General features: G+C 32.8%; 12 protein-coding genes, 1 pseudogene and 1 riboswitch. Of the genes and pseudogenes, 4 read left to right on the top strand and 9 right to left on the bottom strand.

What is annotated here, in order from left to right; all coding sequences use genetic code 11:
* Positions 1-15: 15 nt before the first annotated feature.
* Positions 16-495 (top strand): MarR family winged helix-turn-helix transcriptional regulator, encoded by a 480-nt coding sequence (locus ACVWXS_RS21850; protein WP_456960138.1) that lies wholly within the window; start codon positions 16-18, stop codon positions 493-495.
* Between the two features lie 412 nt (positions 496-907).
* Here ACVWXS_RS21850 and ACVWXS_RS21845 read toward each other — a convergent pair whose 3' ends face one another.
* Entirely contained in the window at positions 908-2860 is a 1953-nt protein-coding gene (locus ACVWXS_RS21845; RefSeq protein WP_456960137.1) for an LTA synthase family protein, read from the bottom strand.
* 627 nt (positions 2861-3487) lie between these two features.
* Here ACVWXS_RS21845 and ACVWXS_RS21840 point away from each other — a divergent pair.
* On the top strand, positions 3488-3844 hold the full coding sequence (locus ACVWXS_RS21840) for a hypothetical protein (RefSeq protein ID WP_374966351.1): 357 nt from the start codon (positions 3488-3490) through the stop codon (positions 3842-3844).
* Positions 3845-4111: 267 nt separating this feature from the next.
* Here ACVWXS_RS21840 and ACVWXS_RS21835 read toward each other — a convergent pair whose 3' ends face one another.
* The 3 genes from ACVWXS_RS21835 to ACVWXS_RS21825 form a co-directional block, all read right to left on the bottom strand.
* Positions 4112-4831, bottom strand: a complete 720-nt coding sequence (locus tag ACVWXS_RS21835) for a GNAT family N-acetyltransferase (protein ID WP_456960136.1) — start codon at positions 4829-4831, stop codon at positions 4112-4114.
* Between the two features lie 254 nt (positions 4832-5085).
* Positions 5086-5517, bottom strand: coding sequence for a type 1 glutamine amidotransferase domain-containing protein (locus ACVWXS_RS21830; protein ID WP_456960135.1), 432 nt, complete (start codon positions 5515-5517; stop codon positions 5086-5088).
* Positions 5518-5707: 190 nt separating this feature from the next.
* Positions 5708-6031 (bottom strand): hypothetical protein, encoded by a 324-nt coding sequence (locus ACVWXS_RS21825; RefSeq protein ID WP_456960134.1) that lies wholly within the window; start codon positions 6029-6031, stop codon positions 5708-5710.
* Between the two features lie 156 nt (positions 6032-6187).
* Here ACVWXS_RS21825 and ACVWXS_RS21820 point away from each other — a divergent pair, with 156 nt between their 5' ends.
* Complete coding sequence (locus ACVWXS_RS21820; protein WP_456960133.1) at positions 6188-7129, top strand: helix-turn-helix transcriptional regulator; 942 nt, start codon at positions 6188-6190, stop codon at positions 7127-7129.
* 458 nt (positions 7130-7587) lie between these two features.
* Positions 7588-7857 (top strand): hypothetical protein, encoded by a 270-nt coding sequence (locus ACVWXS_RS21815; protein WP_456960132.1) that lies wholly within the window; start codon positions 7588-7590, stop codon positions 7855-7857.
* 81 nt (positions 7858-7938) lie between these two features.
* Here the strand turns inward: ACVWXS_RS21815 and ACVWXS_RS21810 are convergent, their stop codons facing one another.
* The 5 genes and pseudogenes from ACVWXS_RS21810 to ACVWXS_RS21790 form a co-directional block, all read right to left on the bottom strand.
* Positions 7939-8448: a MepB family protein gene (locus ACVWXS_RS21810; protein WP_456960131.1), complete on the bottom strand. Its 510-nt coding sequence runs from the start codon at positions 8446-8448 to the stop codon at positions 7939-7941.
* 277 nt (positions 8449-8725) lie between these two features.
* Positions 8726-9089 (bottom strand): annotated as a pseudogene (locus ACVWXS_RS21805) (TolB family protein); the annotation flags it as partial.
* On the bottom strand, positions 9076-9561 hold the full coding sequence (locus tag ACVWXS_RS21800; protein WP_456960130.1) for a DinB family protein: 486 nt from the start codon (positions 9559-9561) through the stop codon (positions 9076-9078). The gene ACVWXS_RS21800 and the pseudogene ACVWXS_RS21805, both read right to left, overlap by 14 nt.
* Before the next feature lie 499 nt (positions 9562-10060).
* Positions 10061-11053 carry an adenosine deaminase gene (gene add, locus ACVWXS_RS21795; RefSeq protein WP_427421970.1) on the bottom strand — a complete coding sequence of 331 codons (993 nt, stop codon included), beginning with the start codon at positions 11051-11053 and terminating at the stop codon, positions 10061-10063.
* Between the two features lie 74 nt (positions 11054-11127).
* Positions 11128-11226: riboswitch (purine riboswitch) on the bottom strand.
* A 743-nt stretch (positions 11227-11969) separates the two neighbouring features.
* Entirely contained in the window at positions 11970-12092 is a 123-nt protein-coding gene (locus ACVWXS_RS21790; RefSeq protein ID WP_456960129.1) for a hypothetical protein, read from the bottom strand.
* Positions 12093-12387: the final 295 nt, after the last annotated feature.

Below are 12387 nucleotides of genomic sequence, written 5' to 3'. Positions count from 1 at the left end.
AGAGGAGGATGCATTGTGGATAAAGAAGAGATTTTTTATGAGCTAATGGAAACAATTTACGAGACATCTAGACTTATTAGTTCATACGAAAATATTCCAAGAAAATATGGAACAGAAGATGAATTGTATATGATAGAAGTTCATACACTCAACTTAATTGGAGATCAAGTAAAAACTACAACTTCTGAAATTGCAAGAATAAAAAATTGCACAAAAAGCGCTGTTTCTCAAATGGTTGATAAACTCATTAAAAAGGATTTAGTAGTTAAATATAGAAATCCGGATAATTATCGAGAATTGAATATTGAATTGACACCAAAGGGCAAATTAGTTTTTGAATATCATAAGAAGCTAGATCTAGAGGAATATAGGAAATATCTGAAAAACCTCGAGCAATTTACAGCTGAAGATTTTCAAAAGTATATTACAGTCTTAAACGTAATCAATCGTAGAACGCAAAGCGTGCTTAATGACAAAAAATCAACAATGTATTGATTATCTTTTCTATCCTACTCTAGATTAAGGAATTATTAGTTATAAGAGTAGAATTGAAAAAAATAGCGTTAAATTATTTCATTAAACATATAAAAAGGCTTACCATGATGAAATTCAACATGGTAAGCCTTTTCTTCTAAAAGTTCCGTTAAGAATATAGATAGACCGTATAAAGATTGTCCGCTCAGAGAAATCGGGATGAGGGATTACATTGGAAAGGTGTGTTCACCTACTTATTCTATTAAGAACAATATTTCTTAAGTTTTACTCGCTTTAAATATAGAAATAAACTTATTCCATCCTTAATATAACATATAAAAAGACAATTCAAGATAATGGTAAGATACCATAAAGCAATTAAACTTTTTGATATCAAACACATCTTCTTGAACTGCCCTGCAAATTGCAACAGTTAATTAGATTCTCCATTCGCCTCTTTGGAGTAATTATACTGAGAAGGATCAACTGGAGTATAACCTGTTGGCTTATAGAATCTCAATAAGTCACCATTCACGACTTTATCAGATAATTCCAATTTGTGATCGACTTCATTTTTAATAGTTTTCGCAAACTCTAATTGACTATCGTCTAGTAGTAAACCTGTTTTATTATCATAAAATTTCCCATTAACCGAATAAATAGTAGGACTGACAAAACCACCATTTCTAAATGGTACAACTTCATCATGCTCTTTTGATAATAAGTCAGAACCAAATTGAACAAATTTTTGCGTATCTACTCCCAGTAAATGTAATAACGTTGGAAGAAGGTCTGTTTGGCCACCATAAGTATGGTTGGTTTCACCTTGCATTCCTGGAACATGTATTAATAATGGTACGCGTTGTAAATTAGCACTTTCATATGGTGTAATTTCTTTTCCAATGACTTGTTCCATCGCATCATTATGATTATCTGAAATACCGTAATGGTCACCATAAAGAACGATCATCGAATTATCATATAATCCTGATTCTTTTAATTGATTGAACATCTGTTCGATTGCTTCATCTGCATAACGTGCTGTTTGGAAATAACTATCTACACTTGTATCTCCAGTCGCCGCTTTATCAATTGTTACTAAGTCTTGATTCATTTGATATGGGAAGTGGTTCCCTACCGTAATAAATTTCGTATAAAAAGGTTGTGGTAACGAACTTAAAAGACTTTCAGATTGTTCAAAGAATGGTTTATCTAACAAACCATATTCAGCCATGTTTTCTGAAGAACTCGTATCATAATAACTAGCATCAAAGAAGTAATCGAATCCAAATGATTTATAAATCTCATTTCGATTCCAGAAGCTTCCGTTATTACCATGGAATACGGCTGATGTATAACCATAATCTTTTAAAATACTTGGAGCCGCTTGGTACGTATTTTGTGCTTTTGTAATATAAGCAGATCCTTGTGGTAACCCAAACAAAGAATTTTCCAACATAAATTCTGCATCGGAAGTTTTACCTTGACCTGTTTGATGGAAGAAATTATCAAAATACATTGTATTCTTATCTTTTGCTAATGAATTTAAAAATGGTGTAACTTCTTCACCGTTTAATTTATAGTCGATCATAAAGTTTTGGAATGATTCTAAATGTAAATAGATGACGTTCATTCCTTTTGCTGCACCAAAATATTCTGCATTAGGTTTGGCGTAATTAGATTTTGTATAGTTTATCACTTCTGTAACATCACTACTATCCGCCAAAGCTCTCTGTGAAGATGCTTTTACCGTTTCTACTGAATCATAAATCGTATAGTTATAAATCCCTAGATATTTCACAATATAGTTTCTATCAAATCCTCGAGATAATAGTTGCGGGCGATCAGCTTCAGCTAGTCCTAAATTTAGGAATGATACTACTAATGCACACGCAATGATTGTCATTGCTTTTTTATATCCAAAACGATTAGTTTCTTTTTGTATTTTTTTTGAGAATCGTAGGTAAAACATTACAAATACATCCACAAAGAACAAGATATCATAAGGCTTTATTAAAGAAAGAACACTACTACCTAAATCTCCAAAGTTCTGCGATTGGAAAACTGTAGGTAATGTAATGAAATCACTAAAAAATCGGTAATAAACTACATTTGAATATAAAAGAATAGACATCAACGTGTAAACTACAACTAGTGATGTATATTTTCTCTTCCCTCTAAATAAAAAGGAAATTCCTAGAAATAGCAATGCTGAACCTAGTGGATTTATTAGTAAAAGGAATTGTTGAAGGAATCCTTCTACTCCTAGGTCAAATTGTGTTGTTTGAGTGATGTATGTTTTAATCCATAACATTAAAACAGCTAATAAATAGATCCCTAAAAAGTTATTTAATAGGTTATCTTTTTTACTTAATAAATTTTTCATTTTTTCCCTACCTTTTACTTACTTAAATTTAAATCTAGATGTATATTAACTAAGATTATAAGTATATATTGCATTAAAAAAATGTTATTTCACAGTAGCTTTTTCGCAGCTATTGTATACTACTCCCCCATATAGACTTCTGTCAAGTCGTTAAATATAATTGAAGGCAGTAAGTACATTTCTTCCTATTATTGTAAACCCCTTTCGTAAAACCCTAAGAATACCTCATTATTATTGAAATGTTCATTCATATTTCCCACTTAAATATACAGAAATAAAGGAAACATTGTGATAGAAGTATTTTTCAGTTTAACTATACATTCGTCTATGGGTTGCAATCTTCAGATGCAAAATATAATTGTTTATGCTCTTACTTGTGTTTAGTTACGGGTCACTTTAGGCCGAGTGACCTTTCATATAGTTTTTCAACAATAGTAATTTTAAAACACAATTTTAGTTTTAACAATTAAATTTAGTGACATGAAACTTATAATTTTGTAAGGTTTTAGTTTCAGAATATTGCCTTATTTCATATATGTAATTTTTTCCTCATTCCACTAGAATGCTCTGTTGAATTTATTATCAGCTATAATAAATTGGATGTATTAGAAAGAAAGCAGGTAAATTATGATTGATATTTTTTGGCTATGCTACTTAGGAATTTTAGCAATAGCTTCAATTGGAATACTCATAAAAGATGGATATAAAACTACTTTTGGGGTATTAGATTTTGTTTTTTCCTTCGTCACTTGGATAGGTTTATTTGGTTATGTCACAAATAATCAGATTCTTACTCCAATTGTATGGAAATTTGTATTTATAATTGGTTTATTATTTGACATTGTATTTGGTTTCAAAAAGTTTAATGAAGACATAAATTATGATGGTGAACCACTCTACTTTAAACTAGCAATTTTCGTAATCACATTTATTATCTTTATTGGACCATTATATTTTGGATTATTTAATTATGCTTTTAAATAAAGCAATCTTTAGTTTCTTTCGACGAAGAATAGTAGGCGCATACTAGAGCATCGAATTTTGATGCTCCTTTTTTACGCTATTTGTGTCAAATGTGACATAAAAAATACTCTACTCTTATTTAACTATCCTGCTCCGTTCGTTCAATAAAGAAAAAAAGAGCTGCATATGCAACTCAATGTTCTTCAAGTAAAGCCTCTGTTACTTCAATAAGAACCCCTGAATATAAAAAGCAAACATCGTAACAATAATACACGAATAAGCTTATTCCTAAATAGAATATTGTAAAGAAATTACTGTATTTTTATTTTGAATGCATCCGTTTGAAACCATTATATTTCTCATTGGGATATTGTCGACTTGAGTCATCCCTAAATAAGACATAGCTTTAAATTCATTTTTCAATCTATATAATCCTATTGAATGTAAGCTCTTTCCCAATCCTGTCCCAAGAAAATTAGGATGCATACCTATCCAAAAAATCCGTCCTTCATGTTCTGTATTTGGTTCTATATGAGGAAAAACTACACCAACAGGTTCATTGTTAACCATATACACGGTAAACATTTCATTTACTTGTGTCGGAAGTTCGGTCCTCATTCCAGCTAAAAACTTCTCTGCATCAATATAACTTGTACCCATCACTTCAGATAACAATAAGATAGAGTTATTCTCAGAAAATGACCATACTTCATAATCTGGTATGGAAACATTTGATGGTGTCATTAAAGATCTCTTATATATAACCCTTTCACCAATAACTTCCATTTTAGCCCTGGTACAATTTAAGCTATCTAAAAGAATTTTAGGACACTCAAACCTAACTTTTTTCAGTCTACTACTTTGTAATTTATCTAAAAGTTCATTTATAAGCACATCTATTTCAGAAGCAAGATGAAGTTTATTCTCTAAAATTTCTAACATAATTACACGATCACTTTTTATGTAATGTACGCCAACTCTTTGTAAATGCTGAAGCAGTTTATCCACAAATTTTCACCTCTTTTTATTTATAAAATTCTTCACTTTCTATAAATTTCCTTCTTCTATTATCCTGCGCCGTTAGATCAATAAAGCCCCGAATACTTTACTATTTGTAAAATTTTCCGGGCTTTTTACTATATTTTATTGAGGTTTTGTCCCAGCAATTTATTTTCAACCATAAACCATCCGCTATGGCCATGTATGGTGTCTGTGTTCTCTTCCCCTACCACCTTTGAAAAGTCGCTCTTACTTCAATTAATTTATAAATTAGTTAGCAACTTTTTAGCAACCTCTCTAGTTGAAAAAGGATTTTGACCAGTTATTAAGTTGCCATCTTGCACCACAAAAGAACGAAAGGCTCTAGCTTTCTGGAAAATCGCTCCATGTTCAATAGCTATATCTTTGTTTAAAAATGGTACAATAGATTTTTTTGTACTTAAAATTTCCTCAGTTGTAGTAAAGCCTGTAATCTTCTTATTTCTAATAAGATAATCACCATTCTTATCTTTAATGTTTAATAAACCTGCTATACCATGACAAACTGATACAATATAACCACCGTTATTATAAATGGTTAAGCTAATTTGTTGTAATTCAGGATTATTAGGAAAATCCCACATAACACCATGGCCACCAGTATAATAAATCGCAATATAATCGTGATACGCTGTTTGAATTGTTCCTTTTCCCAATGACCGTAGATTAAACTCATAAACTTATTTGAATCAAAAGCAGGATATTCAAGTTTCACAATATGCATAAATTTATTGAAGAAATCCGGTGTGTATTTACCCGCAAATGTATCAGCCATGGTCCATCTCCTTTCTGTTAGGTATAGTTCCACCCTGATTGAGCGACGGCACTTAACTGACTTTCACAAACCTACAAATTCAAATTAGTCGGGATGAGGTGTCTTTGGGTAATCTCCCGTGAATCAATCATCGACACAAAATGTTGAAACTCTGGTATAGACTTGAGTCGCTCCATCGCTGCAAATGCCTTTTCCATATCGCACCAATATATGATGTCTGTCCATTGTCTTGCATCTGATGTATGTAGCAAAGTACGGCTCTCAAATCCGGGTATTTCAAATTTTAAGACCTCAGTAAGTCCAGCAGCTGCCTGACAAAAATGATGCTTGTCAGTCCCCTCCTTCAGCTCAAATAATACAACTTCCATTACATAGTTTTGTTTTTCTAGTTCCATTTGTTGTCTCCTCCGATGTTCTTAATAATGAAGTCAACGTACATCCTTTCTAAATTTCAAAGCTTTATAAATATTGACTTCGAGTTTTACTATACGGGATAATAGTGACAACTATTGGCACTGTTAATAATTTTTCTAATAGAGGAGAACTATTTTATGCACAAAGCGCAAAGACTTATTCAGCTAATTATGAAGGTCAATGAACGTAAGAAATTTACCATTCAGGAGATGGCGGAAGAATGCGGTGTTTCACGCCGAACAATGATTCGCGATTTAATGGAGCTGAGTGAACTGGGGGTACCACTTTATTCCGAAACTGGACCTAGCGGTGGTTATCGAGTTTTGCATGAAAAAGTGTTACCGCCAATCAGCTTTACAGAACATGAGGCAATCGCATTGTTTTTTGCTTGCCAATCGTTACGTAATTACAAAGAACTCCCCTTCAAAAACGAAGTGAATACAGCATTAGATAAATTTTTCTACTATTTGTCGAGTGAACTAAAGAAAAAGATTGAAAGTATGCAACAACGGCTTATATTTTGGGTGCCTCCACATGAGTTAAATGTTCCGTTCTTAAAGGAACTACTTGAAGCTGCACTGGAGCAACATGTTGTCACTATCCTGTATGAAGCTTCTACTAGCAAAAGTAGAGTAATTCAACCTCTCGGGATTTATACGATGAATGGGTTATGGTACTGCCAGGCCTATTGTTTCTTAGCGGAGGATTATCGAGTGTTTCGTGTAGATAGAGTGAAGGATTTTTCTTTAGACGCAGACCAAAGTTTGAAATTAAACATGACGAATGAGCACATAAAGTCGTGGATCATGCCAACAAATGAGGATAATATGTTAGACCTTGAGGTAGATTTAACACCAGAGGGAGTAAGACGATGTCAATCAGAAGTATGGTTATCCCAGTGGCTTCAACTGCGAGAGGATGGATTTGGTACGATTCGTACAAAAATGAACACTTCGTTTACACCATGGATTGTCCATTTTTTCCTGGGCTTGGGCATGGAGGCCAACGTAAAACATCCCCAGGTAGTACGGGAACAAATAAAAAGCAAGTTACAGGAACTAATCAAACAATACGAATGAAGACAACTTGGGGAACAGTTTTCAGTTACTTAATTTAGTACTCTATTGGTCGTTTTTAAATTGAGTGGGTTCAAGACAATTTATTGGCTGCTACAATGTGTTGTCATATGAGGCATAGGATGGCTTTGTGATGATTTAGGAATTATAAAAAAAGGACTTGCATACATGAAATTCAATCATATACACAAGTCCTATTCTTCTTAAACTAAAGCACCCGTTTCGTTTAAGAAGAACAGAGACGCTTATTCAACAATCGCGCCCGATTGTTGAATATTAAAAGACCCGAAAGCCACCATTAGCTTAAGTACAACTTTTTCACAAAGTTTAAATGCTAATGAATGGGATAGATTACTCGTTCTTTTTATAGTTACAGCTATTTAGCGTGATTGACTATTTAAAATGTAGATATAAAAAGATAACCAAACAGAATAGTTAAAATTAATAAGATTAAGACGTTTATGAATTCCCTAAATTTATATGGTAAATATGAAATAGCTACCCAAATTACATTAATCCAAAACGGTGCACTACTTATAGTAGATGTTGTTTTTGGGAGACTAGATTCTTTAGCAAAAATAGCTAATACAAACCCAATGAAGCACATAAAAAATAAAATTCCTGAAATTAAACTTGCTTCATTCATAAATAAAAGTCCCCTTGCATATTTAAGATTAGCTTTAACACCATTAGTTAAATCAATTTATACTTCACAAATTCTTGGATATTAGTAAAAAGTAGTGAATTATTATTTACTAATTTCCTCTTATTGTGCAGCAACTATTTAATGCCGCAGTTAAAGATATCTAATTTTAGTTGACGTATAATTTTAATAGCTCATGTATTGGTAAACTATTAACATCGCTCATATAGAAAAAATATGGTAATTGCCACTCTTGTGTTGCTATCGCTTGTTTGCTAGTGGGAGTATCCCAACCAGGATAAACTCTAATTGCCATTTTCCCCTTTGTATTAGAGGTTCTAAGGATGTTTTGTTGTAAAAGAATCTCTTTTGGAAAAACGAATTGACCAAAATCACCATTATCATTAAAAGTATTTATTACCAATAAATCAGTGGCATTATCATATGAAAATGCTTGGTTTTTATTAGCTTCATCCTTTTCCCAAAAGGAAACAAACTGTCCTATCTTGGTAGGTGTTATTTTTGCGACTCTAAATCTAACCGATTTAGAATTTAACTGAAATATCCCAGCTCCATAATCTGAATTTTGAGTTTCTTCTCGGATGTTTTTTATAGTTAAATTATTAGGTTTATAAAGTAATTCATTTACATATGCTAACGTCTTATTAAATTTATTCATAGTTTTACTCCTTATCTTATACCGAGATACACCAGTATATCATGTGCGGACTTGTCACAGTAATTGTTCATTAAAAGGCTTTTTCATTAGTATCTTTATTTAGATTTACTGTACAATATGTTTCAGATATTCATTCAAAATAGTGATGATTTAATATCTGCTCGTTAGTTGAAGAAGTATCAGTTCCATAACTCTTACGTTTTGAAACGCCTGTTAAATAAAAAAGACCACCTCGTATGAGATGGATACATCTTTCTAGCTATTCAACTAAAACCTCCGAAGGCTCCCATTTGAATTTACTGACCCCTTCTTTCTCATCAGTAATTTGAACCCCACTATTACCATCTATGCACTTAACAAAGATCTGATTTTTCTTAATTTCCTCGTCACCAACTGGGCTAAGGTATGCGATATGTCTAGAATCTGGAGACCATAATGGGTATGTACTATCTATATCCCTAGTTGTTAATGGGTAACACTGCCCTTTATCTTTTTCATATATCCACACATGATTCTTTCCAGTTAGCTGTCTTCTTGACAAATGCTACGTTTTTGCCATCATCACTTATGTTTGTACCTGATAACGTTGGTAATGAAATAATTTCTTCTATACTTAGATATGTTTTTTCATTCATTTTCATTAATAAACCTCCTCGCTAACTCTCTTCCAATAAAGTTAGCAGGTACAGGGCTTAGTTCTAATTCTCTTGCCCAAACAGAAAGTTGACCTATGTGGTGAATTTCGTGAATAATTATATGATGTAATATTTCATCAAAAGTATATTTATCTTCATCCCAAGAAACACTTACTAGTTTTTCTTTTAAACCGCCTACATTTGTTTTTAAATATTCAGCTATTTCATTTCGTGATTTATCTGAAAGTGATTTAACCTTTTCAAGTGTATTATAATCAGCAAACTGAAATACTACATCTTCTTTGCCTTGAATACCACGAATCCAACTATATTCCACATCAATTATGTGAAAAAGTGTATATAATATATTTCCTACTCCACCCCTGCGGTCTTTTAACAACTCTTTAATTGTCAGTTGATTGCACCAGTCAAACCATTCATCTCTTACCTGCCAGTTGTATTCAAAGAATTTAATCATTGTAAGCACTCCAATCTAGCTTATTACAGTATATTTCGATGTAAATGCAACCATTTCCTTCTTCATACAGATAGGTAATTCTTTAGAATTATCACAACTTTCTCCGCATACGTCATTCCAACTAACCCAATTTATTCTTTCTATGTCTAAGCAGACTAGTGCTTTTCTTTCATCATTAGATTATTTAGCAGGAGTAGGGTTACAGGAGTGATTGAGAAAGCATAACAAAAGGACTTGCAGATTTGAGTAATGATTCATAGGTAAGCCCTGGATTAAGCCATTTGTGGGGCAACAGGAGCGATTGAGGAAGCATAACAAAAAAGACTTGCGTATATGAAGATTAATCATAAACACAAGTCCTATCCTTATTAAATTATAGCACCCCTTACTCTAAGTACATTTCTTTCCAATCTGCTAACATTACAAAAGATTAGTTTTATGGTAGTTAAAAAATATGTTCGAATTCGGGGACTGTTTTTGTTGCTAAGTCTAATTTTTTTTAATATTGCGCCAAGCACCATTCTTTAGTTTCTTGGTCGGCAAAGGATGCTTCTACACTATTTAAATAAATTTGGCGATAATCTTCTTCACTTAGATTAAATTCATTGTTAACTAAATGGATTTCTTTTGCCATTGTAGTATCTGATACTGTTCTGTTATCTGTATTAAATGTCACTTTTATTCCATCTTTATGAAACTTATAAATCGGATGTTCAGAATAATGATGAACAGCTTTCGTCTGGACATTACTTGTTGGACACATTTCAAGCACTACCTGTCTTTCTTTCACAATCTTATAAGCCTCGGCACAATCTTTAATAAATACTCCGTGTCCTATTCTTTCAGCACCCAACAGTTCAACAGCCTCCAGAACGTTTTTACCAATTCCCGTTTCACCGGCATGAATAGTCACTCTGTAGCCATATTCTTTGGCTAATGCGATAGGTTCTACGAATTTTTCACAAAAGCCTTCTTCTTCAGATGCACATAGATCAATTGCCACCACACCTTTTCCAAGGAACTTTTTCCCCTTTTCAACCACCTCAAATGCGCTTTCTACAGACATCGTCCTCATGCAAGACAAGATTATATTTCCCTTTATTTCGTAACAACTTTCAGCGTCCCTCATCCCCTCTATAACAGATTGAATAACTTCTTCAACACCAAGACCTTGTAATGTGTGAAGTAACGGGGCAAATCTGACTTCTAAATATTTCACATTTTCTCTTGTTGCATTCTCAAATAGCTCAAAAGTAATTCTTCTTAAGTTCTCCTTGGACTGCATGACCATATTAGGAAGAGAAAATCTTTTTAAATACTCATCAAGGGATTCACATTCTAACGGAGCAATTAACTCCTTTTGCAGTTCATCCTTATCAAAAGAAGGTAACTGAATACCTTCCTTCTGTGCAATATCGATAATAGTTTCAGCTCTAAGGCTTCCATCCAAATGACAGTGAAGTTCAATTTTTGGTAATGCTAAAAAGTTCATTTTTGTCCTCCTGAAATAAATTTTTCGATTAAAAAACAATAAAAAAATTCCTGACTACAAAGAAAATACAAGTTTTGTACTTGTACTTTCTTCGTAATCAGGAATTTCGGTTCCTGGTAGAGACCCCCAAACCATATTATTGGAGTTATACGGAATTTTATTGAATTCATTAATGTTTTTTAATATAATAATAAAAAAAATTTTGATTGTCAACATGGTCCCTAACACTGATAAATCATTAGTGGTAATAAGTCTATCGGAATATCACAAACAAAAATGGTAGGGATTCCGGTATTGGATAGCATATCGTGATATTCCCCATATATGTTTTTATCTAATTTTGCAGCAATTGCGGCAAGGTATTCACTCCCCCAACATAAATAGTGTCCGCTTCCATTGAGGAGTTCTTTCTTGAACAAACTGAAATAGACATACTTGGAATCGGAAGCTTGCAATGCAGAGTCGTTAAATTAGGAGAACCTGATCTGTTAAGGTTCACCGTTATTTCGGGGGTTCGTCTTAATAATGCGAATCTACAACGCTAAGAAATATACGTGATTTTATGTAAAAGGAAGAACAAGTCTATCGAGTGAAAATATTGGTATATCTGTGATTTACACTATTTGTATAAATGTTGTATAAACAGTTTTCAAAATAAATACCGATAAACACTGATTTAACAGCATTTCTCGGTATTTAATGTGCGTCCAAACTTGCATTTGGGAACGTTATTAGGTTTATTTATGTATACGTTATAAATCCTTGTTGCACTACGCACTCCGTTAGAGAACACCATTAATCAAATGATTCTTTTGTTCTTTATTATCCAAAATAAACCCCAAATACTCAGTAATGAAATAGCAATAAGCAAATAGATAAATAGAACTGAACCAAACAAGGTTAACCCTTCTAGTGTTTAATTCGATTTGTTTTTTTCAAGTTCTTCGATACGTTTTTCTAATTTCTTAATCTTCATGTCATTAAGTACAGCAATGACTAAAGCAACCATAGCAAAGGTAGAAGCAACGAATAAACCCACTCGGTAACCTCCTAATATTTGTTAACAACATTGTACAATAGGTTGCTCAATGAAACAATTTACATTGTTAATATGAATTACTGAACATTTTCCTCATTATGTAGTAATCAATAATAATTAAATTGGGTATTCCATCAACAAAAAACAGCGACAAACACCGATTTAACAGTGTTTGTCGCTGTTTGAAATGTTACCAAGCTTGAACTGCACCCCATTTGTTAGACACATCTAACAAGGAGGTGCGGTTTTTCTATGGCTAAAATGAGTCCTGAAGATAAATTAGCAGCGGTTCAAC

The organism is Lysinibacillus sp. TE18511 (genome assembly GCF_054062295.1).
Note: the sequence above shows the minus strand (reverse complement) of the source record. Positions and strands in the feature narration are given on the sequence as shown.